The sequence below is a fragment of the Halorubrum pallidum genome (assembly GCF_055380345.1).
Genome location: NZ_AP043945.1, coordinates 994,434 through 1,020,597, shown reverse-complemented (window position 1 = coordinate 1,020,597; position 26,164 = coordinate 994,434). Strand labels below are relative to the sequence as shown.

Annotated in this window: 23 protein-coding genes; 9 read left to right on the top strand and 14 right to left on the bottom strand. The window is 66.7% G+C overall.

Annotated elements, in window-relative coordinates; genetic code table 11:
- Positions 1 to 53: 53 nt before the first annotated feature.
- Entirely contained in the window at positions 54 to 608 is a 555-nt protein-coding gene (locus tag ACZ45C_RS06835) for a hypothetical protein (RefSeq protein WP_460559897.1), read from the bottom strand.
- A gap of 124 nt (positions 609 to 732) precedes the next feature.
- Here ACZ45C_RS06835 and ACZ45C_RS06830 point away from each other — a divergent pair, with 124 nt between their 5' ends.
- Complete coding sequence (locus ACZ45C_RS06830) at positions 733 to 1,389, top strand: undecaprenyl diphosphate synthase family protein (protein WP_460559898.1); 657 nt, start codon at positions 733 to 735, stop codon at positions 1,387 to 1,389.
- Positions 1,390 to 1,437: 48 nt separating this feature from the next.
- On the opposite strand, the gene ACZ45C_RS06825 is transcribed toward ACZ45C_RS06830, so the two are convergent.
- The 6 genes from ACZ45C_RS06825 to ACZ45C_RS06800 all read right to left on the bottom strand — a co-directional run bounded on the left by ACZ45C_RS06825 (position 1,438) and on the right by ACZ45C_RS06800 (position 6,852).
- The gene (locus ACZ45C_RS06825; protein ID WP_460559900.1) at positions 1,438 to 2,604 is read right to left on the bottom strand and encodes an inorganic phosphate transporter; all 1,167 of its coding nucleotides are present in this window, start codon (positions 2,602 to 2,604) and stop codon (positions 1,438 to 1,440) included.
- A gap of 71 nt (positions 2,605 to 2,675) precedes the next feature.
- Positions 2,676 to 3,806, bottom strand: coding sequence for an ATP-NAD kinase family protein (locus tag ACZ45C_RS06820; RefSeq protein ID WP_460559902.1), 1,131 nt, complete (start codon positions 3,804 to 3,806; stop codon positions 2,676 to 2,678).
- Between the two features lie 292 nt (positions 3,807 to 4,098).
- Positions 4,099 to 4,791 carry a competence/damage-inducible protein A gene (locus tag ACZ45C_RS06815; RefSeq protein ID WP_460559904.1) on the bottom strand — a complete coding sequence of 231 codons (693 nt, stop codon included), beginning with the start codon at positions 4,789 to 4,791 and terminating at the stop codon, positions 4,099 to 4,101.
- A gap of 62 nt (positions 4,792 to 4,853) precedes the next feature.
- On the bottom strand, positions 4,854 to 5,618 hold the full coding sequence (locus ACZ45C_RS06810; RefSeq protein ID WP_460559906.1) for a DUF5803 family protein: 765 nt from the start codon (positions 5,616 to 5,618) through the stop codon (positions 4,854 to 4,856).
- Between the two features lie 14 nt (positions 5,619 to 5,632).
- Positions 5,633 to 6,328: a DUF2110 family protein gene (locus tag ACZ45C_RS06805; RefSeq protein WP_460559908.1), complete on the bottom strand. Its 696-nt coding sequence runs from the start codon at positions 6,326 to 6,328 to the stop codon at positions 5,633 to 5,635.
- The gene (locus tag ACZ45C_RS06800; RefSeq protein WP_460559910.1) at positions 6,328 to 6,852 is read right to left on the bottom strand and encodes a transcription factor; all 525 of its coding nucleotides are present in this window, start codon (positions 6,850 to 6,852) and stop codon (positions 6,328 to 6,330) included. The genes ACZ45C_RS06805 and ACZ45C_RS06800 overlap by 1 nt, the downstream gene beginning before the upstream one ends.
- Before the next feature lie 183 nt (positions 6,853 to 7,035).
- Here ACZ45C_RS06800 and ACZ45C_RS06795 point away from each other — a divergent pair, with 183 nt between their 5' ends.
- Positions 7,036 to 8,013, top strand: a complete 978-nt coding sequence (locus ACZ45C_RS06795) for a hypothetical protein (RefSeq protein ID WP_460559912.1) — start codon at positions 7,036 to 7,038, stop codon at positions 8,011 to 8,013.
- An 82-nt stretch (positions 8,014 to 8,095) separates the two neighbouring features.
- Here the strand turns inward: ACZ45C_RS06795 and ACZ45C_RS06790 are convergent, their stop codons facing one another.
- Positions 8,096 to 9,640, bottom strand: a complete 1,545-nt coding sequence (locus ACZ45C_RS06790) for a PAS domain-containing protein (protein ID WP_460559914.1) — start codon at positions 9,638 to 9,640, stop codon at positions 8,096 to 8,098.
- 74 nt (positions 9,641 to 9,714) lie between these two features.
- On the opposite strand from ACZ45C_RS06790, the gene ACZ45C_RS06785 reads away from it, so the two are divergent.
- Positions 9,715 to 11,196, top strand: coding sequence for an ATPase domain-containing protein (locus ACZ45C_RS06785; RefSeq protein WP_460559916.1), 1,482 nt, complete (start codon positions 9,715 to 9,717; stop codon positions 11,194 to 11,196).
- Positions 11,197 to 11,205: 9 nt separating this feature from the next.
- Here ACZ45C_RS06785 and ACZ45C_RS06780 read toward each other — a convergent pair whose 3' ends face one another.
- Positions 11,206 to 11,871: a tRNA (cytidine(56)-2'-O)-methyltransferase gene (locus tag ACZ45C_RS06780; protein ID WP_460559918.1), complete on the bottom strand. Its 666-nt coding sequence runs from the start codon at positions 11,869 to 11,871 to the stop codon at positions 11,206 to 11,208.
- A 221-nt stretch (positions 11,872 to 12,092) separates the two neighbouring features.
- Here ACZ45C_RS06780 and ACZ45C_RS06775 point away from each other — a divergent pair, with 221 nt between their 5' ends.
- Positions 12,093 to 13,184: a phosphoribosylaminoimidazolesuccinocarboxamide synthase gene (locus ACZ45C_RS06775; RefSeq protein ID WP_460559920.1), complete on the top strand. Its 1,092-nt coding sequence runs from the start codon at positions 12,093 to 12,095 to the stop codon at positions 13,182 to 13,184.
- Between the two features lie 283 nt (positions 13,185 to 13,467).
- Here the strand turns inward: ACZ45C_RS06775 and ACZ45C_RS06770 are convergent, their stop codons facing one another.
- A complete protein-coding gene (locus tag ACZ45C_RS06770) occupies positions 13,468 to 13,914 on the bottom strand; it encodes an FKBP-type peptidyl-prolyl cis-trans isomerase (RefSeq protein WP_460560665.1) in 447 nt (148 codons plus the stop codon).
- 279 nt (positions 13,915 to 14,193) lie between these two features.
- Between ACZ45C_RS06770 and ACZ45C_RS06765 the strand changes: the two genes are divergently transcribed.
- Positions 14,194 to 14,814, top strand: coding sequence for a class I SAM-dependent methyltransferase (locus tag ACZ45C_RS06765; RefSeq protein WP_460559922.1), 621 nt, complete (start codon positions 14,194 to 14,196; stop codon positions 14,812 to 14,814).
- Positions 14,815 to 15,091: 277 nt separating this feature from the next.
- On the opposite strand, the gene ACZ45C_RS06760 is transcribed toward ACZ45C_RS06765, so the two are convergent.
- The 3 genes from ACZ45C_RS06760 to ACZ45C_RS06750 all read right to left on the bottom strand — a co-directional run bounded on the left by ACZ45C_RS06760 (position 15,092) and on the right by ACZ45C_RS06750 (position 20,394).
- The gene (locus ACZ45C_RS06760; protein ID WP_460559924.1) at positions 15,092 to 15,526 is read right to left on the bottom strand and encodes a helix-turn-helix domain-containing protein; all 435 of its coding nucleotides are present in this window, start codon (positions 15,524 to 15,526) and stop codon (positions 15,092 to 15,094) included.
- Positions 15,527 to 16,672: 1,146 nt separating this feature from the next.
- Positions 16,673 to 19,366, bottom strand: a complete 2,694-nt coding sequence (locus ACZ45C_RS06755; RefSeq protein ID WP_460559926.1) for an AAA domain-containing protein — start codon at positions 19,364 to 19,366, stop codon at positions 16,673 to 16,675.
- Between the two features lie 116 nt (positions 19,367 to 19,482).
- Positions 19,483 to 20,394: a 1,4-dihydroxy-2-naphthoyl-CoA synthase gene (locus tag ACZ45C_RS06750; protein ID WP_460559928.1), complete on the bottom strand. Its 912-nt coding sequence runs from the start codon at positions 20,392 to 20,394 to the stop codon at positions 19,483 to 19,485.
- 226 nt (positions 20,395 to 20,620) lie between these two features.
- Between ACZ45C_RS06750 and ACZ45C_RS06745 the strand changes: the two genes are divergently transcribed.
- Genes ACZ45C_RS06745 through ACZ45C_RS06735 form a run of 3 tightly spaced genes read left to right on the top strand, consistent with a single transcriptional unit; the run spans position 20,621 to position 23,315 of the window.
- Positions 20,621 to 21,649 carry an ABC transporter substrate-binding protein gene (locus ACZ45C_RS06745; RefSeq protein WP_460559930.1) on the top strand — a complete coding sequence of 343 codons (1,029 nt, stop codon included), beginning with the start codon at positions 20,621 to 20,623 and terminating at the stop codon, positions 21,647 to 21,649.
- Complete coding sequence (locus ACZ45C_RS06740; protein WP_460559932.1) at positions 21,649 to 22,452, top strand: ABC transporter permease; 804 nt, start codon at positions 21,649 to 21,651, stop codon at positions 22,450 to 22,452. Before ACZ45C_RS06745 ends, ACZ45C_RS06740 begins: the two co-directional genes overlap by 1 nt.
- An 11-nt stretch (positions 22,453 to 22,463) precedes the next feature.
- Entirely contained in the window at positions 22,464 to 23,315 is an 852-nt protein-coding gene (locus ACZ45C_RS06735) for an ABC transporter ATP-binding protein (RefSeq protein WP_460559934.1), read from the top strand.
- Between the two features lie 48 nt (positions 23,316 to 23,363).
- Here the strand turns inward: ACZ45C_RS06735 and ACZ45C_RS06730 are convergent, their stop codons facing one another.
- Positions 23,364 to 24,890, bottom strand: a complete 1,527-nt coding sequence (locus ACZ45C_RS06730) for a carboxypeptidase M32 (protein WP_460559936.1) — start codon at positions 24,888 to 24,890, stop codon at positions 23,364 to 23,366.
- A 145-nt stretch (positions 24,891 to 25,035) separates the two neighbouring features.
- On the opposite strand from ACZ45C_RS06730, the gene ACZ45C_RS06725 reads away from it, so the two are divergent.
- Positions 25,036 to 26,148, top strand: coding sequence for an acyltransferase (locus ACZ45C_RS06725; RefSeq protein WP_460559938.1), 1,113 nt, complete (start codon positions 25,036 to 25,038; stop codon positions 26,146 to 26,148).
- The last annotated feature ends 16 nt before the right edge of the window (positions 26,149 to 26,164 follow it).

The following is a 26,164-nucleotide window of genomic DNA, read 5'->3' as shown; positions in this document are numbered from 1 at the left end:
CCGTACGCTGCCGAGGCCCTTCGGGGTTTCGAGCCGCGGACGACTGCCGACCGCTACTCCGGGGCCGCGTCGGTCTCACTGGCGTCGCCGACGTCTGAATCCGAACTGCCGCGGAGCCGGAAGTGGAGCGCGAACACGAGCGCGCCGGCCGCGACGGGAGGGACGACAGCCGCCGGTCGAGGCAGCGCATAGAGGGCGCTCAACACGACCGACTCCGTCGGATCTCGCAGGTCGGCCGGCGCGGAGATGATCATCGCGACGTACAGCGACGCCAGAAAGCAGAACCCGCCGTAGGCCAGCTTGCGGTCGTAGCCGTCGCGGACCGGGTCGCCCCGTCGGTGTCGACGGGCAACGAAAAGCAGCGGGGCGAGGAGCGGCGCGACCGCGGTGAACCCGGCGACCACGAACAGCGACCGCGTGAACAGGAACGTCCCGCTCTCGACGCCGACGGTCTCGCCCATCCACACGACGAGCCCGAGCGTGACCACGAGCGCGATGAACCCGGCCGACAGCGCCCCGACGACGCCATACAGTCGCATGGTCCACGACTCGGTGTGACGGATCGCGTAGGGGATCGCGCCGAACACGCCGCGATAGCTGTCTGCCATCGCGCACGCTACGGGCGACGGCGAATTAAACCCCTCGTCGTCTGGGCGATCGCCGCGACGCGGACGGGCCCCACCGCCGCTCCGACGCCGACGATTTATATCCGACCGACGGGATCGGTTCCACGTGGGACTGTACGACAGGTACCTCGCCGTCCGTCAGCGCCTCCACGACGGCGATCCGCCGTCACACGTCGCGATAGTCATCACCGAGCGCGACCTGCTCGCCGACGGCGCGTTCGACACGCTCGCCGACGCGCTCCGGTGGGCGTTCGAGTACGGCGCGACGCGCGTCACCGTCTCGGTGTCCGTGCTCGACGAGTCCGTCGTGCCCGCGATCACGCGAGAGATCCGACGGCTCGACACGCCGGAGCCGCTCGTCGTCCGGGGGCCGGAGGACGCCGTCGAGTCCGGCCCGGATTCCTCCGACGACACCGACACGTCACCCACCGATCCCGAGGACGCTCCGGTCCGGGCGACGGTGGGACTCGGCGGAAAAGCCGAGTTCGCGGCCGCGGTCCGCGAACTCGCCGAGGACGTGGCCGCCGGGGCCGTCGATCCGGCCGCGATCGACGCCGACGACGTCTCGGACCGACTCGTGTTCCCCGAAGAGCCGGACCTCCTCATCAAGACCGGCGCGGAGCGGCTCTCCGACTTCGCCATCTGGCAGTCGGTGTACGCGGAACTGTACTTCACAGACGTGAACTGGCGGGACTTCAGGCGGCGCGACTACCTCCGAGCGGTCTTGGAGTATCAAGACCGGCAGCGGCGGTTCGGGCGGTGAGTCGGGGACGCAGATTGGGTCTCTCCCTCTTCGCCGGGACGACGGATGTCACCAGACGAACCGGAACAGAAGCGTGAACGTCACGAGCGCGCCGACCGTCGAGAGGAGCGGCACGACGTTCTGCATCAGGACGACGCGCGCGCTCGTCGTGGGGTTGAACAGGTCGGCCGCGGAGGGGATGTCGGACGGGTCTCCCTCGCCTATCGAGGGCATCTCGTCGGCCGTCAGCGCGCCGACCGAGACGGTCGGTTCCTTCTCGCCGCGGAGCCCCTGCCGGACCGTCACGGTGCGGGTCGCGCGACCCCACCCGAGCCCGACGATCGACATCGTCGCGATGATCACGAACGACGCCGGGATGCCCACGGCGGAGAGGGTAATGACGATCCCCGAGGAGACGCAGGCGACGACGATGGCGGCGGTGAGCGGCAGATCGGTGATGTCGTTCCCGAGCGTGTCGAGCGTCCGCCGGGCGATCGTGAACGCGCCGACCGCGACCGCGGCGCTCCCGAGGAGGATCATCGGCTCCATCTCGACGCCGTCGAGCGCGACGAGCGGCGCGATGGCGTTCGCGATGTTCGACGTGCCCGAGGAGAAGGCCATCAGACAGCCGATAGCGATGACGACCGCGCCGCCGACGAGTTCGCGGCGGGTCGTGTTGGGGCCCGGAACGGGGCGCGGGATCGCTCCGGAGCGGTCGAGTTCGAACAGCGCGCCGTCGGTGCTCTCGATCGCGACCCACTTGTCTATCGCCGGGTAGAAGTAGCGACCGACGACACCGGAGACCCAGAAGCCGATGATCGGGGCGACGATCCACCAGATCGCGATCTCGCCCATCACCGCCAGATCGAGCGTCCCGGTCGCCAGCCCGAGCCCGGCTATCGCGCCCACCGCCGTCATCGACGTCGACGCCGGAACGCCGGCGAAGTTCCCGACGAACAGCGCGCCGCCGATGAAAAACAGGACGACGATGCTCGTCTCCAGCGTGAACACGTTCCCGCCCGTCACGAGGTCCTCGCCGAGCGTCGTCACGACCCGCTGCCCGAGCGTCCCCGCACCGACGAAGAAGAACACGGACATCAGCGCCGCCGCGCCCGCTTTCGAGATCACGTTCGCACCGACCGCCGGGCCGAAGGCGGGGCCGGTCGTCGCTCCGCCGATGTTGTACCCGACGAACGCCGCGACCACCAATCCGACGAGAAGCAGAACCTCGACCATATACGCGAACACACGACCCACGGTGGGTTAAACGAACAGGTTCGCGCGTCTCACGGACGTCGGCAGACGCCTCAAGCGATCTTCATCATCCGCGTCTCGAACTTCCCGACGCGGACGCGGACCCACCCGGCCAGCTCGGCGTCGAGTTCCGGGTCGTCCGTGTCCACGCGAAGCGTGCGCACGTCGTCGAGTTTCGACCGAGAGGCGACGATACGAACCTCACAGCGCTCGATGACGGCGGGCGATAGCTGCGGGTTTCCCCGCCCGAAGACGAACCCCTGTCCGCCGATGGGCGAGACGACGATCACGTTCTCCTCGCCGAGCCGATCGAGGATCTCGGACTCCGTCGCGTCGCGGGCCACGACCTCGCCGTCGCGCCAGACGTCGACCCCGATCGGCGACGGGTCGAATCCCAGCTCGGCTTTGATCGCGCCGACGGTCGATCCCGGCCCGAGCACGAAGGTGACGCCGTCGCCGTCGCGGGCGCGGACGTCGTCGGCGACGCCCTCGGCCAGCGACTCGACGGTGCCGCTCGCGGTCTGTTTCGACGACTGGAGGTCGTCGGTGACGGGGACGGCCGCGACCGCCCGCAGCTCCGGGCGGACCTCGCCCTCGCGATAGGCGTCCTCGTCGATGTCCATCACCTCGCGCCGCTCCGTCCGGGAGAACGTCGCCGCGATCTCCGCGGCGTCCTCCGGCGAGACCGCGAACACCGACGAGTACACCTTGACGCCGGCCGGGACGCCGAGCATCGGCACGCCGGTGCCGTCGAGCGCGGCCGCCACGTCCGTCGCGGTACCGTCGCCGCCGACGAAGACGACGAGGTCGACGGGGGCGTCGCTCGCGTCTCCGGCGTCGAGTCCCGCCTCGCCTTCGCGTCCGGCGAACGCGCGGACGACGCGCGCGGTGTGGTCCGCGGTCGTCTCGGTCGGCTCCGGGGCGTCGCCCTCGAACGGGTCGACGACGCGCACCGGATCGAAGCCCGCCTCGCGGACCAGCCGCTCTCCCATCGGGTCGGCGGCGGTCGAGACGCGAGCCTCGGGGGCGACCGCCGCGAGGCGACCGAGCGCCCGTCGCGCTCGCTCCGGCGCGCGCGGCGTCGCGCCGCGATCGACCGCCTCCGCGACCTTCCCGTCGGTGCCCTTGAGTCCGACGCGACCGCCCATGCCGGCGATCGGGTTCATCACGAAGCCGACGTGCATACCCGACCTTCCGACGGGTGGAACTTAAGCGAGGCGCGTCGTCCGCGCGGTCGCGGCCGGCGCTCTCGATCCGCAGTCCACGTGGAGAATGGCGAAGATCAATACTTAAGACGCCCCCAGAACAATCCGGACCCATGCTACTCGAAGCCGCCGTGACCGAACCGCTGCCGATCGACGCGACCGCGACCGCGGTGCTCGTCGCGAGTCTCGTCGTCACCGCCGTCTGGCTCGTGTACCTCTTCCGGTGAGTCGCGGGGCACACGTCACGTCCGGTCGACGGACGACCCACCCCTCACGCCGAGTCGACCAGCGTCGACCGCGTTCGGATCCACTCGGCGGCCCGCTCGGCCTCGTCCGCGCTCGGCGACGTGATCTTCACTCGCACGCTCTCGCCGGGGTACGATCCCACGCTCACGTCGAACTGTTCCTGTAGCGCCGTGAACCTCGCCAGCAGCGCGCTCTCCGGCTCGTCGACCTCGACGACGACCGTGTGGGTCGGCGTCCCCTCGAACTCGTCGGCGACGGACTCGAACATCGCCTTCATCTCTCGGGGAACGCCCGGAAGGACGTACACCGACTCGACGACGGCACCGGGCGCGACGCCCGCACCGTTTTCGAGCGGCCGACAGTCCGCGGGCAGGTGCGTCGTCTCCGCCGCGAGGTCGTCGGCGCTGTACCCCTGTTCGGCGAGCCACCCGGCGGCCCGCTCGTTCGCTTCGAGGCCGCGACCGAAGGCGGCCGCGACGGCGTCCATGGTCACGTCGTCGTGCGTCGGCCCGAGTCCGCCGGTGACGATGACGGCGTCGTACTCGGCGTGATACTCGTTGACGACTCTCGCTATCTCGCCGACCTCGTCCGGGACGACGGTCACTCGGCGAACTCGCACTCCGCGGGCGTCGAGCCTGTCACAGAGCCACGTCGCGTTCGTGTTCTCGGTGTCGCCGACGAGGAGTTCGTCCCCGACGGTGACGATTGCGGCGTCCATACCCGCCCAAGGCGGGCGGGATAGAAAAGGACGCGGCCGGCGGGAGGCGCTGCGCCGCAGACCTACTCGTCGTCCTCGTACACGCCCAGACCCAGTTCCCGCCGTCGCTCGCGGAGGGATTCGAGCTGTCGGCGGAAGTAGAGCGTCCCGACGATCGCGGCGAGGGTCGCGACGACGAGGATCACGCCGAAGACGAGGAGGTCGGTCTCGCGGTACGACTGGACCACGACGGAGCCGCTCGTCACGTCCTCCCAGACGATGCGGTCGCGGTCACCGACCGTCTCGACCTCGTAGTCGCGCGGTGCAACGTGGCCGACGACCGGGAACTCAGTGCTGAATCCCGGCGGCAGCGTCACCGCGTACGACCCCTCGACGTAGGTGAGCGTGGTGAACCGCCGCGGCGACCCGGTGGCCGAAAACGCCATCTGCCCGCCGCCCAGCCCGTCACCGAACCGGATCCACGTCTCGTCCGGCGTCCGATCGACCTCGCCGCCGCGGGCGCGGAATTCGGTGCCGTTCAACACCTCGCCGTCGGTCGTTCGATACCGGAACGCCTCGAACTCCAGCGGCTGGTCGCCCGCGTACGGCGTCTGCCGGTACAATCGGACCTCCTCCACGTCGGAGACATCGTAGACGGCCGCGTATTGCGTCCCCGTCGAGAGGGTGAAAGAGGCGTCGCGGTCCGTCGCGAAGTCGTACTCGGTCGACGGCTCGGAGTCGAGGGTCGCGTTCGCGACGTCGCCGCCGTCGTTGACGTAGGTGAGACAGCCGGCGCTGACGGCGAGCAATGCGACGACGGCGACCGCGAGCGCGAAACGTCGGTTCACGAGGTCAGGTCACCTCAGACGACACACCGCATCTCCGCCGGGAGATACGAACCGATCGCGGCCAAAAGCCCCGGCGGGTCCGTGTTCTCGGTACAGACGATGCTCTGTTCTAAGAGGCCGAGCCGCTCGACCGTGACGATGTCTTGGGCGTGGCCCGCGCGGTTCACGGTCGCGCGCACCTCTCCGCGAGTCGCCGAGTTGACGTTCACGCGGCCGTTCCCGCGCTGCCAGTCGTACAGGCGGTCGCGCTCGGCGTCTGCGAGCCGGTTCGGCTCCGCGTCCGGGTCGCCGATGTCGCCGCCGTAGACGAACGACAGCGGGAGGTGTTGAACCAGCCCGAACCGCTCGACGACCTGCTCGGGCGAGCCGACGCCGAGACCGATCTCGGCGGCTGGAACGACGATCTCCACGCCGGCGTCGAGCACGAATCCGTCTTCGTCCCACGATTCGAGGGTGCCGACGTACGTCTCGCCGGCGACGAGCCCCTCGTCGTGCGCGACGATCTCTCCCCACGTCTCCGTGAGGACGTTGCGGGCGACCTCGGCGTCCTCACCGGTCACGTCCACCTGCACGAAGCCGTCGTCGCGGACGCCGACCTGCCAATCGACGTGGAGTTCGCCGACGTCGTTGGCGACGAGAGAGCGCATACCGTCGAGCGCGCGGTCGCGGGCGTCGCCCGTGACGTAGCACTTGGTTGCGAGGACGACCATCAGCCGGTCACGTCCACGTTGAGTTCCTCACGGAGTTCCTCGAGACGGCGACCCATCGCCTCGCGGAGCCGGTCGTTGTCCATCGCCTCGACGGGGGAGCCGCACTCCGGACACTCGAATCCGAAGTCCATCGCCTCGCCGAACTCGAAGCGGATCGAGCACACCTCACAGAGGTAGAACTCGTGGGTGCGCTCGTACTCCTCGCGATCCTCTAAGGCGTCGAGAAGCCGGTACATCTCCTCTTGGAGGTTCTCCGGGATGTTATCGTAGTGGAACGTCCAGAGGTACGTGAGCCACCCTGAGTCCTCGTCGCGCACCCGTCGGTAGGTCGCCAGGTCGTTCTCGTACAGGATGAACAGCGCGCGGCGGACGTCGTTGAGTTCGAGACCCAACTCCTCGGCCAGCTCCTCGTCGGTGACCTCGCCGTCGGGCGGCGCGGCCGCGACCGGCATCCCCGTCGGCCCCACCAGCTCGTGGAGGTACTTTTGGATGACGGGGTCGTTCAGTAAATCCTCAAAAGCCATTGGGTGAAAGTGGTGGAGGAATCGGGTTAAAAGCTCCGAAAGACCCACCAGCTGCCGGCGAGGCCGTCGTCGCTGCCCCCGCGACTCGTCTCCGCGACCCGTTCCCGCGATCCGTCGCGCGTACCCCGACCGGTCCGCTGGCTCCGGCAAAGCTTTAGGTCGGCTGTGTCACCACTCGTGCGTATGGCTTCGAGACGCGGCGGAGCACAGGATCGGCGCGGACGTCGGGCGGTCGGGGCAGTCGCATTTCTCGCGGTCCCCGTCGTGCTCGCCGCGCTCCCGCTCGTCCCGCTCGCTGCCCTGATCGGTCCCGCGGGACTCGGGATCGCCGGTCCGGGTGCCGGCGGCGGACTCCTCGTCGCCGTCGTCGTCGGACTCGGCGGCTCCGGGCTTCTCGGTCCGATCCTCGTCGACCGCCGTATCTCGGGGCTCCCCGAAGCGGAACTCGACGACCGTCCGGCCGATTTCGTCGCCGATCGGGTGTCGACGCTCGCCGACGAGGTCGGCGTCGACGCTCCCGCGGTCACCGTCGTCCGCGCCGACGCCGCCAACGTCGCCGTCGCGGACGGCTACCGAGGCTCTCGGCTCGTCGTCTCGACGCGGCTGCTCTCGCTCCCGAGGGCCGACCGCGACGCCGCCCTCAGACACGCGTTGGTTCGGCTTCGAACCCGCGAGCCGCTGCTCGTGACCGCCGTCCTCCCCGCCGTGGCGGTCGTCGAGACGGTGGCGCTCCTCGCGACGCTTCTCGTCGGCCGTCGAGACGAGCGGACGGCCGCGGACCGACGGGTGAATCGGATCCACGGCTACGAGCCCGACCGCGATCGAGTCCCCTCGTGGGCGTACACGGTCGCCGGGGTCCTGTGCTGGGTGCTGCTGTCTCCCGCGTGGGTCCCCGCCGCCGTCGGCGACAGGTTCACGGTCGCCGACGGACGCCGTCACGCGGACGCCGCGGTGGCGCGCCTCGGGACCGACGAGCGCGACGGACTCGGAAACGCGGTCGCGTTCGCCAGCGACGCCGCTGGCGCGGCCGACTGGCCGCCGCTCCTCGACCGGCTCTCGTTCGTCTCGATGGCCGACGGAGAAACCGGTCGAGTCAGGGGAACGAGCCGACAGGAAGCTCGTATCAGGCTCGCCCGGCTCCGATCGAAGCAGGCGCTGTAGTCAACAGCTGCTCAATACGCACCTCGCAGCGATCAGCTGTTTCGGCCGAGTGTGTGTCTGAGAACGAGGGGAAATCGGGACGTCACGGGTCCGTCGGCACCTCGAGTCGGAGGAGCGTTCCCGTCTCGTCGGTGGTCACGGTGAACTCCCCGCCGGCCCTGTTCACGACCCAGTACATGAGCCAGATCCCCAGCCGGTCGGCGTGGGTCAGCGAGGTCTCTCCCGCTTCGAGCACGTGCGTTTCGTGGTCCGGGATTCCCGGCCCGTCGTCTTCGATCTCCACGCCGATCCATCCGTCCGGGAGCCGTTCGACCTGGATCTCCACGGTCGGTTCAGTCGCGTCGTTGTGTTTGACGGCGTTCTCGACGCCCTCCTCGATCGCGGTCACCAGTCCGACGACGCTCACGGGGATCGGGTCGTCGTCTGGCAGCACCAGCACGACGGTCGCGTTCGGATAGCGGCTGTTCGTCCGGTTCCGAACCTCGATCAGGTGTTCTCGTAGGTCGGTCGGCTCCGCGGAGTCGCCTTCCGAGAGCGTCCCGTCGATCTTCTGGACCGCCCTGGCGATGCCCATGAGGTCGGCCGCCGTATCGGCGATCACGTCGAGCGAGTGCAGTGCCTTCTCGCCCTCGACATCGGAGCGAAGGAGGTCGGCGTACCCCTCGATGAGGTTCATCTTGTTTCGGAGGTTGTGATTAAGCACCCGACCCATCACCTCCAAACGGCGCTCTCGGATCTTCCGCTCGGTGATGTCTGTCTGGAACCCCACGTAGTGTGTCACCGCGTCGGATTCGTCGCGGAGCGGCGCGATCGAGAGCCGGTTCCAGAACTTCTGCCCGTTCGCGCGGTAGTTCAGGATATCGACGGCGATCGGGCGCTCGGCGTCGATCGCCTCCCGAAGGGTCTCCCGCGTCTCATCGTCGGTGTCCTCTCCCTGAAGGAACCGACAGTCCTTGCCGAGCATCTCCGGACCGTAGCCGGTGAGCTGTTCGAACCCCTCGTTGCAGTACACGAGCGGGTTCGACTCCCGCCGCGCCGTCGCGAGAGTGATCCCGACCGGAGCCTCGTCCATAGCCCGCTCTTTCAGCCGGAGTTCGTCGACGGTCTCCGAGAGCCGACGCGAGGTGGTCCGCCGCTGGATCAGGTTGTCGATCCGGGCGACGAGCGCGCGCCGTTTCACCGGTAGCTCGATCACGTCGTCGACGCGGTTCCAGGCGTCCGCCGGGACGTCGGCGGAGCGACCGCCGAGGAGGAGCGCGAACGGCACGAACACGGGATCGGCGGTCGCTCGCCGCGTCGCGATCGCGTCGCCGACGCGGTCGAACCCCGGTCCGTCGAGGACACAGCAGTCGAACTCGCGGTCGAGCGCCCCCGTCTCGGTCGCAGTGTCGACGCGGTATCGCTCGCCGAGTGCGTCGGCAACCAAGTCGCGGTCGCGTCCGGGGCACATGAGCAACAGGACGCGTGCGGTGTCATCGGGTTCCGAGGGGTCGCGGTCACCGGTCAGTCCGCGAGACGCCGCCGCGCCGCGAGGACACGAGTCCCGGTCGACGTCGGAATCACCGTCGATCGCCTCGGTTGCACCGGGCTCGTCGGCGGCGGAGATAGCCTCGGAGTCGGAGCCCATTTCTCTTCAGCAGTGGTTCCACGCTCACTAAGAATTATGGATTTATATGGTCCCTCGCGTTGTAGTGTGACAGAATGGCACCGTCGCTATCCGACCGGCTGTCGACCGGAATCGCCGGCCTCGACGAGATCCTCTCTGGCGGACTGATACCGGAGCGCAGTTACATGATACGGGGGCAGGCGGGCAGCGGGAAGACGATCCTCAGCCTGCACTTCCTGACGGCCGGGCTCGACGCGGGAGAGACGGGCCTGTTCATCAACCTCGAGGAGGACGTGAGCGACCTAAAGGCGAACGCCGAGTCGCTCGGATTCGACACGTCGGCGATCGAGGTTCTCGATCTGAGTCCGAGCGCGGACGTTTTCACGGACGACCAGTCGTACGAGGTGTTCGCGCCCGAGGAGGTCGAACGGGAGCCGCTCACCGACGAGATCGTCGAGGGCGTGACCGAGACCGAACCGGACCGAGTCGTGGTCGACCCGCTGACGCAGTTCCGATTCCTGCTGTCCGACGACTACCAGTTCCGGAAGCAGGTCGTCGGATTCATGCGCTTTCTGAAGGGTCAGAACGCCACCGTGATGTTCACCGTTCAGGACACCGACGGGCTACCGACCGACGATCTGGAGTTCATCACGGACGGGACGATCCGGTTGGGAGCCGAAGATTACGGAAAGACGATCGACGTCCCGAAGTTCCGCGGATCGTCGACCCAGAGCGGTGATCACGCCTACCGAGTCACCGACGCTGGGATCGAGGTGTACCCGGCGCTCCAACCCGGCGAACACACGGGCGAGTACAAGTTCGAACAGATATCCTCGGGTGTCCCAGAGGTCGACGAGCTGCTCAACGGTGGGATCGAACGAGGCACCGTCAGCATCGTCAGCGGTCCGACCGGCGTGGGGAAGACGACCCTGAGCACGCAGTTCATGAAGGAGGCCGCGGGTCGGGGCGAGCGCTCCGTCATCTACCTGTTCGAGGAGACCGAAGAGACGTTTCTCACGCGGTCGAGGGCGGTGAACATCCCCGTCGACGAGATGATCGAGAAGGGGGCCCTGCAGGTGAACGAGGTGGAGGCGCTAGAGCGGTCGCCACAGGAGTTCGCGCGGATGGTCCGCGAGGAGGTAGAAGATCGCGGCGCGGACATCGTGATGGTCGACGGGATCTCCGGCTACCGGCTGACGCTGCGCGGCGCGGACGGGATGATGCTCCAGCAGATGCACGCGCTCGGGCGCTACCTCAAGAACATGGGCGTGACGGGGATCTTCGTCGACGAGACCCGGAACATCACGGGCGAGTTCCAGGCGACGGTCGAGAACATCAGCTACCTCGCCGACAACATCATCTTCCTCCGTCACCTGGAGGTGCAAGGCGAGATGCGGAAGGCGCTCGGCGTGTTGAAAAAGCGGACCAGCGACTTCGAGCGGACGATCCGCGAGTTCCAGATCACGCGCCACGGGATCAAGGTGGGCGAGCCGATGTCGGGGATGCGAGGGATTCTGAGCGGCACGCCGGAGCTCGTCGATGACGGACGGAGAAGCGACGACGGCGGCCGCGAGTAGGTCGGCCGCTCACTCGGCGCTGCGGGCGTCGCCGGCGTCGCGCGGCTCGTCACCGCCGGCGACCGCGTCGTCCTCGGCGGAGCCGTCGGCGTCACGCGCCTCGTCGACCCCGTTCGCGTCGACCACCGTCTTCCCGGTCGCCTCGGGCACGACCCGGCGGTCCGCGTCGGCCCAGTCGCGTTCCAGCTCCGCCCCCTCGAACAGCCTGTCGAGGAAGACGGCGAGCCCGGCGACCTCGGAGTGGGGCTGGTTCGTCACGCCCACGTTGTAGTCGGCGCGCTCGTAGAGCGCCCACGGAACCTTCTCGCCGCCGACGACGACGAGGAGGTCCCGCGGTTCCGACCCACCCTCTCCCGCGGCGTCGATCCCGACCGCCTCACGGACGTCGGCTTCGACGTCTTGTACGCGCTCGCCGTACATGGTGAGATGGACGACGACGCCGTCCCAGCGCCGGACGATCGCGTTCTGGTCCTCGTGCAGTTCGACGTCGAAGGGGCCACCGAATCGGGTGGTGATGTCCCGCACTGTCTCCGCCGACTGTCCGGCGTTGTCGGGGAATATCACCCGGTCCGCGCCGAGCGCCCGGGCGGTGAGTCCGACGTGCGTCGTCATCCGGTCGTCGCGTCCCGGCCGGTGGCCGTACCGGAGGACGACGACCTCGCGCGCCTCGTGCATATCCGAAGCGTGCGCGGCGACGAGTGTGGTCCTTTCGATGCGGCCGCGTTTTCGATGATCGATCGCGCCAGCGATGCGTCGGCTGTGCGATAGCGCGATCGGCGGCAGATGGTCACGGACGCGCCAGAGTACTGCACATTCGTGGATCGCTCAGGGGGTCGCAGCCGAGAGGTGACCACGTGAATGAAAGATTCATGGGGGAGGCGGTCGCCGGGTACCGTATGACGAGCGTCAAGGAGTTCTGCGTCGACGAGCCAGCCACCGCCGACGCCACCGGACGGGGACGGTTCGTCTTCACGGACGCGTACTCGGTGTTCGACTGGGGACAAATGCCCGACGCGATCCCGCACAAGGGCGCGAGTCTCTGTACGATGGGCGCGTTCAACTTCGAGCGACTGGAAGACGAGGGGATCGCGACTCATTACCGCGGCGTCGTCGACCCGAACGGCGCGGGGAGATCCGAGGACGGGTCTGACGACGGCGACGGAGACGAGCCCGCGGTCGTTCCTCTCGACGAGGCGACCGCGCCGCCGACGGAGATGGCGATCGATCTCACGCAGGTTCCGGATCTCCCGTACGAGGGCCCCAACGCGGGCTACGACTACGACGCCTTTCACGAGGCGGGCGGAGACAACTACCTCGTCCCGCTCGAAGTGGTGTTCCGGAACCGCGTCCCGGTCGGCTCCAGTCTCCGGAGGCGAGCGGCGCCGAGCGACTTCGGGCTCGACGCGATCGCGGGCCCGGACGGAGAGTGGCCTGACGAGCCGGTCGACCTGCCGGAGCCCGTGGTGGAGTTCTCCACGAAGTACGAGGAGCAGGACCGGTACCTGACCCGAGCGGAGGCCGACCGGATCGCGGGCGCGGCGGACGTCGAAGCGCTGGAATCGCTCGCGCGCGACGTGAACCGCGTCGTTACCGAACTCGCCGAGGCGGCCGGCTTCGTACACGAGGACGGCAAGATCGAGTGCCTCTACGCCGACGGGGAGCTTCGGGTCGCAGACGTGGTCGGGACCTTCGACGAGAACCGCTTTTCGTACGGCGGACGCGGGGTCTCGAAGGAGGTCGTCCGTCAGTGGTACAAGGCGAACGACCCCGGCTGGGTCGAGGCCGTGACGGAGGCGAAGGCCGCGGTCGACGGCCGCGAGATCGACGACTGGCGCGAACTCTGTGAAGAGTCGCCCGACCCGCTTCCCGACGCCGTCGTTGAGGCCGTCTCGGTCATGTACGCCGCCGGCACCAATGTCTACACCGGTCGCGAGTGGTTCGACGTGCCAAACATCGAGACGGCGCTTTCGGCGGTCGACGATCGCTGACGTCGCGAACGGAAGCCCGTCCGTGCACGGTGGATCTGAGCGACAGCAAGGCTCGGCAGTCCACCTCAGTGTCACGGGAGCGGCATCGCAGTCACCGTCCAGCGAACCGGCGGCGAACAGCTGTACCAGAACGCCTCCGCCGGTCGAGACGACGCGCAGAGCGCGCCACGAAAACATCAAGCGGCGCTCTCGGGAGACACTCCGTCAGGAGTTCCTCGGAATCGACATGGACGACACCTTCAAGAACCGAGGCGCGTAGCGCGAGGGAGTAGGGTGGGGTAGCTTACTCGATGTCGATGATTTCGACGTCGAACGTCAGGGTTTCCCCGGCGAGGCGAGGGTTGAAATCCACACGGACGACCTCCTCGTCGACGTGGATGACCTCGCCGTGGCTGCCGTTTTGAGCCTCGAGGTAGGAGCCCTCTTCGGGCGTCTGGCCGCCGAGCATCTCTCGGAGTTCGGCGGTTTCGAACTCCTCAACACGGTCGTCACTGGGCTCGCCGTAGGCCTTCTCTGGTGGGATCGTCAGCGTTTCTGTCTCTCCGGCTTCGAGACCGATAAGCCCCTCTTCCATTCCCTCGATGACCTGTTCGTCCCCGACGTCGACCGTCAGCGGTGCATACTCTCGGTCGGGCTGAGCCTCAGCGAGACCCGTCTCCTCGGCGATAGCTTTTCTAGACGTGTCGAACACTGTTTCGTCGTCGAGCCGACCCGTGTACTCAAGCGTCACAGAATCGCCAGTTTCTATCGTCATACGAACACGAGAAGTGCCACACGGAAAGTCTATTGCATCGATTGTGAACACCCTATCCGATTTCTGCGAGGTCCGAGGAAACGTTGTCAAACATATCTGGAATAGTACCATTTTGTTATTCCATAATATGTCTGTTATAATTAGCGGAATTCCGTCCCCATGTCTCGTGTCGGGATCGGAGTCGTCGGAGTCACAGACGATTTGCAGTCAGACGCTGTTCGACGGCGTTTTACGTTTCCGCGGAGGGTCCTACACGTGGATCCAGATACCGTCCGAAACACGTGGACAGACCGGGCGGGCGAATACTCACCGGGGTACTACGCGTATTACGGTCCGAACGAGACGAGTGAGGTGATACGTGACACCCTCAGCGAGCACCTCAACCACGACGCAGCCATCCTCGAACTCGGCTGTGGATCGGGTCGTCACCTTGCACACCTCGCCGATCACGGCTTCGAGAATCTCTCGGGCGTCGACATCAACGCAGAGGCGTTCGATACGATGCGGGAGGCCTATCCCGAACTCGCCGCCGATGGGACGTTTCACTGCGGTTCGATAGAAGACATCATCGAGGAGTTCGACGACGGACAGTTCGACGCGGTTTATTCGGTCGAAACGCTACAACACCTGCATCCCGACGTCGAGTGGGTCTTCGAAGACGTAGCTCGGATCACGGACACCGTCCTCGTCACTGCAGAGATTGAAGAGCCAGTACACGAGTCATCGTCGTCCGACCCCGACGTGAACTACGTCGACAGCGACACCCCCCTATACTACCGGGATTGGAACGGCATCTTCACCGCGTTAGATCTGGTCGAGATCGACGTCTTCCGCGGTGATAGAGACACCACGCGAACCTTTCGCGTATCCGGATAGCCGCTGATTCCGGCTCCGAAAGACACGGATATCAACTGGATGTCGTTCGTCTAGGATCAACCACGAGATACAACTGAGACGCTCGTCGTTGGCCCGGATCGACTTCCGATCGATCGCAACGCGATCCGTGCTTTCGCTGCCAGCCGTCTAGACGTCGCCGGTTGGTGCCTGATTGAGAACATCGACTCTGCGTTCCATCAAAAACGTCGTATCTCAATAATATAGTTGAATCTGATAATTTAAGAGTGATCAACATTTTTCACGATCTCGCGAGACGTCAGTTCTCGATCCGCGTCTGAAGTTTGTCCGTCTGATACCCGCTTCCGACGGCGTCGCTCCCGCGGACCTTGTACAAGTTGATCCCCTTGCCGTGCTGTTCTGTGAAGAGGTTCGCGTACTCGCCGGTCGTCTCCGCGAGTTCCTCGACCTCCTCCTTACCGTAGCGGTACAGGATGTTGCGGTTTCGAACGTACTCGCCGGAGAGAAGTAACTGCAGGCCGAGTTCGTACTGATCGCCGGTCTTGACGACGAAATCCGTCTCCTGAAGCGTCGCTAGGTAGTGATACGTCGAACTCTTCGACATCCCGAGGTGAGTGGACAGCTCTGTGACACCGGCACCGTCGAGCGTCTCGAGTGCTTTGATTATCCGAGCGGTCCGCTCCACCGTTTTCAGCATACGCGGCGATTCGGTCTCGTTCGATTCGGTCGTCATGGTCTCACACATAGCATGACACCACTTAACTGTTCACATACTGCGAACGAATGACGGGACTTTTTCGGATAGAGACCATATCCACCAGATCATATGTAGGAATAGGATGTATTCAGACAGTTTAATGACCGATCATTCAATTCTCTTCGAACCGCGCCGCCGCGGAACGAGATCGGTCCGATAGTCTGTTTTCGAAATGGGAACGAGAGAGTCGCTCAACGAGCGACCTCCATTACAGACATACATTTGTCATCCTAATCGGACACGGTCACTCTCACGGCAACGTTTTTTGTAACGAGTCGAGCGAGACCGGTCGATCCGTCGCCACGAACGACGGTCCTCGCGAACGCGTGGAGTGGCGACTGAGACCGAGCGATTGCGACCGCGTTCCGCGATGGCTGGATCCTCCGACTATAACAGTCTACTATCGATCATTTCTATATTCTTATCTACTTTCTATGAATTTGGAGGCCCTCGGTCTCCGGGAGTTTTTGTATGGAATATATTACGTATCGACGGGCTGGCCTCCACTCACCGATCATCGCGGTACGACGCCGGGAGGGTCCAATACGGAACGTCCACTGGCGTGGCTCTTGTGCGGCGACTAATGTGAACCACCGGTCCGTGATCCCGACGTGATTTGAACCAACACCGGTTCGATCCGGAGATCTGGATCCTGCCGATCTTGCGTCGATCAACGATCGAAGGCAGAGAGTGTGTCCTACTCACTCACTTCGCTCGGGATCTCCGAACACAGCGATTAAGCCCGCATTCCGAGGACGTGTCCATCTCGAATACTACGTCTTTTCCAAAGAGTGCTCCGTTCTTCGAGGCGTTCGCCGTCGGCGGGCGATCTGTCGCTCGTGTCGGCGTGCGCGAGACACGGATCTCGCAGATGGAGAAACGACACCGCGGTCGGTGATGACACTTGGCGTTCGACCTCCCGTCCATATCCGCTTATATATCAATTTCAAATACTATCTGTGTTTCCGATATATTCTTGTTTGGATCCGGTATACAGACGGAACGGGCCGAGTGCTCCGAGGCTCGCTTTCGGAGGTCTGTCGGTCCGTGTTCACGACACCGAGCGATAGGAGGTCGGTCGACGCTCCGTCGTCGCAACGAGCCGCCCCGCGGGTCCCGGGGTCACGCCCGCGCCCAGTCGAGCATACGGGCGTAGAAGGGATCCGAGGCGAGCGCGTCCGCGTCGCCGACGAGCGTCAGTTGCTTTTTCGCCCGGGTGAGAGCGACGTTCATCCGGCGGTGGTCCTCGAATATCGGCCCGTCGAGGTCGCCGGTCGCGACCAGCGAGACCACGATCACCTCCTTCGAGGACCCCTGAAAGCGGTCGACGGTGTCGACGGTGACGTCGGTTCGGCGGCCGATCTCCGCGACCTGCGCGCGAAACGGCGCGATCACGCCAATGTCGTCCGGGTCGACGCCAGCGGCGACGTAGGCGTCGACGATCCCCGCAACGCGTTCGGCCTCGCGGACGTTCCGGTTCCCGTCGCGCTCGCCGTCGGGATCGACGAAGCTCACGCCACCGGTCAACTCAGGGGTGAGCGCGTCGGGGTCGACGCCGAGGTCGCGAAGGGTCTGGCCGGCCACTTCGGGGGTCGCCGGGCGGAGCGCGCCGTCGTAGAACTCGACGGACGCGAACGCCTGTATGCGCTGGCTCATCCGGTACTGGCGGTCGAGCATGACGCTCGCGTCCGGGTACGTCTCGATGAGCCGCTGAAAGAGGGAGGTCCGGAGGTCGTTCTCCGCGCGCACGACGGGGGGAAGCTGCTCGTGGTCGCCGACGAGCACGAACCGGTCGGCGAGGGAGATCGCGGCGTGCGTCCCCGGTTCCGTGAGCTGGGAGGCCTCGTCGACCAAGGCCACGTCGAACTCACACTCGCGCATGACGCGGGAGCCGCAGGCCGCGGTGGTGGCGGCGACCACGGGCGCGTCTCGCAGCTCAGCGGCCTTCTCGTTCGGGTCGCCGCGCTGGACGAGCCGCACGTCCTGCATGTCGCCGCGGACGCCGGTCTCAGTCCCAACGCGCAACACGTCGCCGAACCCCTGATCGCGGAGCGCTTCGAGGGCGTTGTCGACCGCGCGGTTGGTGAACGCCGACAGCAGCACCCGGTTCCCCTCGGCGACCAAGGCGCGGATCGCCCGCGCGATCGTGTACGTCTTCCCGGTGCCCGGCGGGCCGTGGATCAGCGCTAGGTCCTCGGCGTCGACGGCCAGTTCGACGGCGTCGTTCTGAGCCGCGTTGTTGTCGATGTAGGCGTCGGGGGCGTCGGCGGGTCGATCGGCCGGCACCCGGAACAACGGCTCGCGCCGACCGAACAGCACGTCCTTGCGCCGCTCGCTCCCCTTCAAGATCGCGTCGTGGAGCGCGGTGAGCGAACGGTCGACGGATATCTCGGAGGGGTACACGTCGAGCCGCCGGAGGTCGACCGGCTCGTCGGTCTCGACGACGACCTCGGTGCCCAGTTCGACGATCCGACCGAGTTCGGCGTGGCCGGCCACGGGGTCGCCGTCGCTCGCGAGCGCCACGTCGCCCTCGCGGAGCTTGGAAACGGCGTCGCCCGTCTTTCGGGCGCGAAGCTCCCAGCGGGCGTCATCGATCTCGGTTCGTCCGATCGGTTCCAAGTCGATCAGCGCGCGGTCGTCCGCGGCGCGCTCCTCCGGAGACTGCTCCCAGAGCTTTCGGTACTCGGCGTGGGTCTCGCGGCGCTCCTCCTCGATGGCGGTGTAAAACCGATCGAAGTAATCGCGCTCTTCGTCGGGGACTGGCGTGCCGATCTGTCCGGCCTTCGACTCCTGGTCGAGGCGTCCGGAGACGACCATGCAGGCGTCCTGTTCGAAGCAGTAGCTGCAGTTCGCGTCCGCCTCGTAGCCCGTCGGAACCGTCGGTCGCTCTCCGGGGTCGTTGAGCGCGCGCCACTCCATCGCGGCGAGCGCGTTGCGCTCGCGGACGACGAACTCCAGGAAGCCCCGCCCGACCGTGAACTCCTTGGCCGGCGCGAGGTCCCCGGTCTCCTCGGTGCGCTCTACGGCGGTGTTCTTCGTGTACAACAGGGTGCCGATGTCGGGGTCGACGCCGCGTTCGTTCAACATGAGCGCGTAACAGGCCGCCTGGACCTTGTCTTGGAACCGCGGCTCACGCTTAGTGTTCTTCCCGGTCTTCAGTTCGACCGGCGTCCCGCGCCGGAGCGCGTCGGCCCGTCCCTTCAGCCCGAACGTGGGCGAGATGAGGGTGAACTCCGATCGCCACGTGTCCTCGTCGTCGAGGGTTCCCTGCGCGAGCCATCCCTCGATCGCGGCCGCGTTTCGCCGCACCTCGTCTTCGACTTCCGTGGGATCGTACCCAAGCAGGCCGAGTTCGAGGCCTGCCTCTTCGACGCGATCGACGACCGATCCCTCCAAGTCCATCCCGCGAAGCAGGTCGCCGAACACCTCGTGGACGATGGTCCCCTTGACGACCGGGTAGTTGAGCGGGATCCCGGAGAGCTTGTTCAGATAATACATCCGCGGACACTGCACCCACGACCGGATCCCGGTCACGTCGACGAGGAAGTCGGGTTCGAGCACGACCCACGAGTCGCCCGTGGTCGCGTAGCCCGTCTCGCCCCCAAACTCGTCTTCCTCGGCGTCGGTGACGAGCAGTTCCATCCCCGTCTCGGCGTGCGCTGCCGTCTCGGTCCACTTCCCCCACAGCGTCACGTCGACGGGGTCGCCCGCGCCGCGGTCGGGGCGGATCCGGACCTCGCGGAGGTCGCGCTCGCCGTACGACGTCGACACCGTCCGCGTCTCTCCGACGGCGCAGATCGGCCCCCGAACGTTCACGGTCGCCATCCGCGACGACACCGAAAAACGCTGTCGGTGGGGGCGGCGGCCGCGTCGCGGGCGCATCGGAGAGATCCCGGCCGACCGGCGGTGCGTTAGCGTAGTGCGCGTCGCATTCAGTAGTGCCAGGGGTAGTCGCGGAACGCGGGCTCGCGTCCTTCGAGGAAGGCGTCTCTCCCTTCTCGGGCCTCGTCCGTCATGTATGCCAGTCGGGTCGCCTCGCCGGAGAACACCTGTTGGCCGACCATCCCGTCGTCGGTCATGTTGAACGCGTACTTCAGCATGCGCATTGCGGTCGGGGACTTCTTCGTCATCTCGTCGGCCCACTCGATCGCGGCGGTTTCGAGGTCTTCGTGCGGAACGGCCTCGTTCACCATCCCCATCTCTTCGGCCTCCTCCGCGGAGTAGGTCTTCCCGCGGAAGAACACCTCTCGCGCCTTCTTCTGGCCGATCTGTTTCGCCAAGTAGGCGGAGCCGAACCCGCCGTCGAAGGAGGCCACGTCGGGGTCCGTCTGAAGGAACTTCGCGTGTTCGTCGCTGGCGAGCGTGAGGTCGCAGATCACGTGCAGCGAGTGGCCGCCGCCGACCGCCCAGCCGGGGACGACCGCGACCACGGGCTTCGGCATGAACCGGATCAGCCGCTGCACTTCGAGGATGTGGAGTCGGCCCGCGCGCGCCTCGCGGACCAGCGGGTCGTCCTCTTCGCCCGCTTCGTCGTCGTCTCGGTACTCGTAACCGGAGCCTCCTCGCACCGACTGGTCGCCCCCCGAACAGAACGCCCAGCCGCCGTCTTTTTCCGAGGGGCCGTTACCGGTGAGGAGCACGCAGCCCACGTCCGCCTGCTTTCGCGCGTGGTCGAGCGCGGCGTACAGCTCGTCGACGGTACCGGGGCGGAAGGCGTTTCGGACCTCGGGCCGGTCGAACGCGATCCGGACGACCGGCACGTCGACGCCGCGATGGTAGGTAATGTCGTCGAACTCGTCTGTGATTTCTTCCCACGCGTCAGGGTCGAATGTCTCCGAGACCATACCCGCCCGTCGGCCGCCGGGCCCATAAACGACGGCGAGTCGCCGTCCGCACGCAGCGGAGGCGCAAGTATTACAGGTATCAGAGACGCATATATCAGACGATACCGCGGGTAGACTCGTCAGATAGCATCATCGAAGTGCGTATCGGCGTATCTTCGCTGTCACCGAACTCCGCCGTTCTTGCTGGTGACGCGGGGGTGTTGACCGCAGACCTCGTTGTGAAGGTATGTACGAAGAACACGCGTCGACCTCCCGGCGGTCCGTGCTTGCGGCCGCGGGCGGGGCGGCGACCGTCGGCGTCGCCGGCTGTCTCGGCGGCGGAGGCGGTGGCGGGCTGAACGAAGTGACGGTCGCACACATGCCTATCTATCCCGATCTCCAGTGGTACGTGATGGAAGGAGAGGGGTATTTCGCCGAGATCGACGCCGATATCACGGGCGAGGAGTTCACCGACGGGCCGGCGATAGTGCAGGCGTTCGGTGGCGGCGAAATCGACATCGCGATGTTCGGGATCGTGCCGGCGATGATCGTCATCGACCGCGGGATTCCGGCGCAGGTGACCGCGGCGAACATCCGTGAACCGATGGGGATCATGGCCGAGTCCTCGTTCCACGAGACGTTCGAGTCGGAGGGCGCGGACGCCTTCGCGACGTGGCGGGAGGAACAGGGCCGCCCGTTCCGGTTCGGCACGTTCCCGCAGGGGAGCGTCCCCGACGTGTTGCTCCGATACTGGCTCCAAGAGGTCGGCGTCGATCCCGAAGCGAGCGACGCCGTCGAGGTCATCGAAATCAACGGGGCGAGCGCGGTCTGGCAGGCGATCGCCAACGACGAGATCGACGGCACCTCGATAATGGAGCCCGTGCCGACGATCGCGGAGGCGGAGGGCTCGTCCGTCACGATGCTCCGGACCGCGGCGGAGATCCTGCCCGGTCAGCCCGCGGCGGTGACCCTGATGAGCGACGAGGTCCGCGAGTCGCCGATCGCCGCGCAGTTCCTCGAACAGCACTTGCGCGCGACGGAGTTCATCGGCGAGAGCCCCGATGCGACCGCCCAGCACGTCGAGGAGGGGATCGGCATGCCCGCGGACCGGGCTCGGCGCGCGCTCGACTCGCCGCTGTCGAACTTCATCACCGACCCCACCGAGATCGCCGACGCGACGCAGGTGTTCTCGGAGTTCGCGGCCGCCAACGGACAGATAGACGAACAGCTCTCGACCGAGGAGATATTCGACCTCGAGGTCTACGACTCGCTCTGATGGCGACCGACACCGGCGGGCGGTTCGACGGGAGCGATCTCAGCGCAGGCCTCGGCCTCGACGATCCGACCCGACTGCTCCGGGGTGCCGTCGGCGTCGTCGGCTTCGTGACCATCTGGTATCTCGCGTCGCTCACACAGCCCGCGTACGTGCTTCCCTCACCCGTGGCGGTCGCGGACGCGTTCAGATCGGAACTCGCGTCGGGGACGATGACCACGGCTCTCGTCGCGAGCGTCCGCCACTGGATACCGGGGACGATCGTCGGAACGGGGCTCGGCGTCGGTGTCGGCGTCGCATTCGCGTGGAGCGGCCCCCTCGACGACGTGACCGCTCCGCTCGTCAGAACGCTGCGTCCGGTGCCGCCGCTCGCGCTCATCGGGTTCGCGATCGCGTGGTTCGGGATCAACGACGCCGGCGCGGCGTTCATCATCGCGGTCGGCGCGTTCTGGATCAACTTCTACGCCGCGTACGGTGCCGTCGAGGACGTCTCCGCGGACCTCCTCGATGTCGGGCGGACGCTCGGCGTTCGCGGCGACCTCGACACGGTCCGGTCGATCGTCCTCCCGGCGTCGCTTCCGGGCATCCTGACCGGGGTCCGTACCGGGCTCGGACGGTGCTGGATGCTCGTCGTCGCCTCTGAGATCTTCGGCGTCCCGGGGATCGGTCGCGAGATCATCCGCGCGAGCAACAACCTGCTAGTCGATCAGGCGATCGCGTACATCCTCGTGTTGAGCCTGATGTACCTCCTCGTCGACGTGGCGTTCCGGGCGGTCCAACGGAGGGTGTTAGTGTGGCGAGCGTGAAGGACGGTCCGATGCCCGACTCGGCTTCAGACGGCACCGAGCCAGTGACTGACGGCACCGATCCGGTGACCGACGACCTTGACCCGGCGACCGACGGCGCCCCGGACCGAAGAGACGACGGCGTCGTCGTCGACCGCGTCGGCAAGACGTACGACGGCAGCGGTAGCCCGGTCCGCGCGCTCGACGAGGTCTCCTTCGCCGTCGATCGCGGGGAGTTCGTCTGTCTCGTGGGGCCATCGGGATGTGGCAAGACGACGCTGTTCCGGATCATCGCCGGGCTCGCGGACGCGACCGACGGCGAGGTTCGACTCGGCGGTGCGCCCGTCACGGGACCGACGACCGACATGGGCGTGGTCTTCCAAGAGTACCACCTGTTCCCGTGGCTCACGGTCGAGGAAAACGTCGGGTTCGGTCTGGATCGCGTCGACCTCCCCGAGACCGACAGAAACGCTCGAGTGGCCGAGATGCTCGAACTCGTCGGGCTCAGCGAGTTCCGCGACACCTATCCGAAATCGCTCTCCGGCGGCATGAAACAGCGCGTCGCCATCGCGCGGGCGCTCGCAGTCGACCCCGCTCTCCTGTTGATGGACGAGCCGTTCGGTGCGGTCGACGCCCAGACGCGGGAGATGCTCCAGCGCGAACTCCTCGACGTGTGGCAGTCGACCGGAAAGACCGTGCTGTTCGTCACCCACGACGTGGCCGAGGCGGTGACGCTCGCCGACCGGATCGTGGTGATGGCGGCCGAACCGGGTCGCGTCCGCGAGGTCATCGACGTCGACATCGACCGCCCCCGCGAACGCGGCGATCCGGCCTTCGGTGAGCACGTCGCTCGCGTCAGAGATCTGATCGGTGCCGGCCGGTGACCGCCGTCTCTCGCCGCGCCGACGAATCCGTGAGCACGCCCGTGTCGATCAGATACCGTACAGATCTCCGTATTTTTCCTCGACGTAATCGGTGAACGCGTCCGCGGAGAACTCCTCGCCGGTCGCTCGTTTCACCAGTTCGTTCGTCTCGTAGCGAGAGCCGTGGCGATGGACGTTCTCTGCGAGCCAGCTCTGGAGGTCACCGAACTCGCCCTCGGCGATCATCGCGTCGAGGTCGTCGATCTCGTCTTCGGCGGCCGCGTACAACTGGGCGGCCATCACGGAGCCGAGCGAGTAGGTCGGGAAGTACCCGAAGTTCCCGTGGCTCCAGTGGATGTCCTGCAGACAGCCCTCGCTGTCGGTGCCGGGGCGGATACCGAGGTATTCCTCGTACTTGTCGTTCCACGCCTCGGGAACGTCCTCGACCGCGAGGTCGCCGCGGACCAGGTCGCGTTCGATCTCGAAGCGGACGACGATGTGGAGGTGATAGGTCAGCTCGTCGGCCTCGACGCGGATCAGGTTGTCCTCGTACACCTGATTTACGGCCTCGTAGGCGTCCTCGACGGTCGCGTCGGCGGTTCCGGGGAACCGCTCTTGGAACGTCGGGAGGAACCGCTCCCAGAACGCGCGGCTTCGTCCGACGTGGTTCTCCCAGAGCCGCGACTGCGACTCGTGGACGGAGAGGTCTCGGTCGTCGCCGAGCGGCGTCCCGAAGCGTTCCTGCGGGAGTCCGAGAGCGTACTGTGCGTGTCCGTACTCGTGGATCGTCGACCCCACCGCGGCGAGCGGGTCCGACTCGTCGAACCGCGTCGTGATCCGGCAGTCGAACTGGTTGCCCGACGTGAACGGGTGCGAAGAGACGTCGAGCCGCCCCCGGTCGAAGTCGTAGCCGACCAGATCGAGCGCGTCCCGAGCGAGCGCCTCCTGCTCGTCTTCGGGGAATTGGCCCTCGAAGGTGTCGACGGCGAGTTCGGCGTCGGACGCGCGGATTGAGTCGATGAGCGGTACGAGCGTCTCTCGGAGTTCGTCCAAGATCGCTTCCGTGCGCTGCATCGAGAGACAGGGCTCGTACTCCTCGAACAGCACCGCGTAGGGGTCCCTGTCGGGGTCGACGTGCTCGGCGTACTCCCGCTTCAGCTCCACGTGCTTTTCGAGGTACGGGGCGAATGTCTCGAAGTCGTCTTCGGCTTTCGCCGCCTCCCACGCCTGCAACGCCTCGGAGCTCGTCTCCGATATCTCCTCAATCAGATCGCGAGGCACGGCGTCGGCGCGCTCGTACTCGCGGGAAACCTCGCGAACGACGGCTGCCCGCTCGTCGGAGAGGTCGACGTCGGCGAGCCGGGCGAGCAGCTCGCCGGTCTCCGCGTCCGTGATCATCTCGTGCCGGATCGACGAGAGCGTCGATAGCTGTCGCGACCGGGCGGGCGTACCGCCCTCCGGCATCATCACCTGCTGGTCCCAGCCGAGCACGCCGGCCGCGCTCCCGACCGTGTTCCAGCGTCGAACGCGGTCCAAGAGGGCGTCGTACGCGTCGGGGGCGTCGGTCGCGTCGTCGGCCGCGGCTTCCGTTCCCATACGACGGGGATCGGCCGCACGGGTTAAGAAGTGTCCGAACGCCGTGGGCGGCGGGGCGGGTGAGGCTCCGCGAGCGGCGGTCCCGATCGCCGCGGACCTCGAAGAGGTGAAACGCTCATGCTCGTCGACCACGGAGGGGCGACCGATGAGCAACCGCATCCACAGCGTCGACGCGATGCGGATCGTCGCAGTGGTGTTCGTCGTGATGATCCACACGGACCCGTTCCAGGGACTCGGGACCGTCGGCAACGCGGTCAACTTCGGGATCAAGTCGATCTCGCGGTTCGCGGTGCCGTTCTTCTTCCTCACGTCCGGGTACTTCTTTGCGAAACAGACCGCCGAACGCGACGTGCGGGAGTGCGTCCTCCGGCGCGCCGGCACGCTCGGGTCGCTGTACGTCTTCGGTCTCGCGCTCGCCGCGCCGACGTTCCTCGTCGGCCGAAGTGCCGTGGCCGCGGCCGGCGGGGAATCGGTCGGGCCCACCGTCGGGAGCGCGCTCAGGGAGTTCGGGGACCCGGTCGAGCTGCTCTACTACGGCACGTCGGTCTCCGAGGTGCTCTGGTTCATCCCCGCGCTGTTCGTCTCGCTGTTCCTCGTCGCGGCGTTCGCGTCGGCCGGTCTGAAGCGGTATGCGCCGCCGGTCGCGCTCGCGTTTCACGTCGTCGGGATATTGGGTACCAGCTACGGCGCGTACGTCCACGTCCCGTTCGAGGTCCGCGACGCGCTCTTCTTCGGCTTCTTCTACGCGAGCCTGGGGTACGCGGTCGCCGAGCGGGGTCTGGAGCCGTCGCGTGAGCGAAGCCGGCCGCTCCTCGTGTTGACCTGCGTCTTCGCCGCCCTCCACCTGCTCGAGTTCGCGCTCCTCGGCTACCCGCTACGCGGCGAGCCGTTCGGGTCGTACGTGTTCCCGCCGAGCTACGGATTCGCGACGGTTCCCTGGACGCTCGCGCTGTTCTTATTCCTGCTCTCCCGACCGTCGCTCGGCGCGAACACACCGCTTCCCTCGTGGGGAACGTACGCGGTCGGCGTCTACGTCGTCCACCCGGCCGTGCTGGCCGCCGTCAACGCGATCGCCGACGGACTGGGGTCTGCCGGCTACGCGATCGACGCGACGGTCGGCTGGCACCTCCTGACCACGCCGGCGACGGTCCTCGGCGCGCTGGCGTGTTACCTCCTCGCAGACCGTCTTGGAATCGTCGTGATCGGCGGAGATCATCTCCCCGGACGACCGCTGATCCGTCGGATCGGCAGAGAGTAGCTCGGGACACCCGCCG

Excerpts from the sequence above, each read along its gene's own strand:
- ACZ45C_RS06835 (WP_460559897.1), bottom strand. The coding sequence starts at position 608 with ATGGCAGACAGCTATCGCGGCGTGTTCGGCGCGATCCCCTACGCGATC.
- ACZ45C_RS06825 (WP_460559900.1), bottom strand. The coding sequence starts at position 2,604 with ATGGTCGAGGTTCTGCTTCTCGTCGGATTGGTGGTCGCGGCGTTCGTC.
- ACZ45C_RS06820 (WP_460559902.1), bottom strand. The coding sequence starts at position 3,806 with ATGCACGTCGGCTTCGTGATGAACCCGATCGCCGGCATGGGCGGTCGC.
- ACZ45C_RS06815 (WP_460559904.1), bottom strand. The coding sequence starts at position 4,791 with ATGGACGCCGCAATCGTCACCGTCGGGGACGAACTCCTCGTCGGCGAC.
- ACZ45C_RS06805 (WP_460559908.1), bottom strand. The coding sequence starts at position 6,328 with ATGGTCGTCCTCGCAACCAAGTGCTACGTCACGGGCGACGCCCGCGAC.
- ACZ45C_RS06800 (WP_460559910.1), bottom strand. The coding sequence starts at position 6,852 with ATGGCTTTTGAGGATTTACTGAACGACCCCGTCATCCAAAAGTACCTC.
- ACZ45C_RS06795 (WP_460559912.1), top strand. The coding sequence starts at position 7,036 with ATGGCTTCGAGACGCGGCGGAGCACAGGATCGGCGCGGACGTCGGGCG.
- ACZ45C_RS06790 (WP_460559914.1), bottom strand. The coding sequence starts at position 9,640 with ATGGGCTCCGACTCCGAGGCTATCTCCGCCGCCGACGAGCCCGGTGCA.
- ACZ45C_RS06785 (WP_460559916.1), top strand. The coding sequence starts at position 9,715 with ATGGCACCGTCGCTATCCGACCGGCTGTCGACCGGAATCGCCGGCCTC.
- ACZ45C_RS06780 (WP_460559918.1), bottom strand. The coding sequence starts at position 11,871 with ATGCACGAGGCGCGCGAGGTCGTCGTCCTCCGGTACGGCCACCGGCCG.
- ACZ45C_RS06775 (WP_460559920.1), top strand. The coding sequence starts at position 12,093 with ATGACGAGCGTCAAGGAGTTCTGCGTCGACGAGCCAGCCACCGCCGAC.
- ACZ45C_RS06760 (WP_460559924.1), bottom strand. The coding sequence starts at position 15,526 with ATGACGACCGAATCGAACGAGACCGAATCGCCGCGTATGCTGAAAACG.
- ACZ45C_RS06750 (WP_460559928.1), bottom strand. The coding sequence starts at position 20,394 with ATGGTCTCGGAGACATTCGACCCTGACGCGTGGGAAGAAATCACAGAC.
- ACZ45C_RS06745 (WP_460559930.1), top strand. The coding sequence starts at position 20,621 with ATGTACGAAGAACACGCGTCGACCTCCCGGCGGTCCGTGCTTGCGGCC.
- ACZ45C_RS06740 (WP_460559932.1), top strand. The coding sequence starts at position 21,649 with ATGGCGACCGACACCGGCGGGCGGTTCGACGGGAGCGATCTCAGCGCA.
- ACZ45C_RS06735 (WP_460559934.1), top strand. The coding sequence starts at position 22,464 with ATGCCCGACTCGGCTTCAGACGGCACCGAGCCAGTGACTGACGGCACC.
- ACZ45C_RS06730 (WP_460559936.1), bottom strand. The coding sequence starts at position 24,890 with ATGGGAACGGAAGCCGCGGCCGACGACGCGACCGACGCCCCCGACGCG.
- ACZ45C_RS06725 (WP_460559938.1), top strand. The coding sequence starts at position 25,036 with ATGAGCAACCGCATCCACAGCGTCGACGCGATGCGGATCGTCGCAGTG.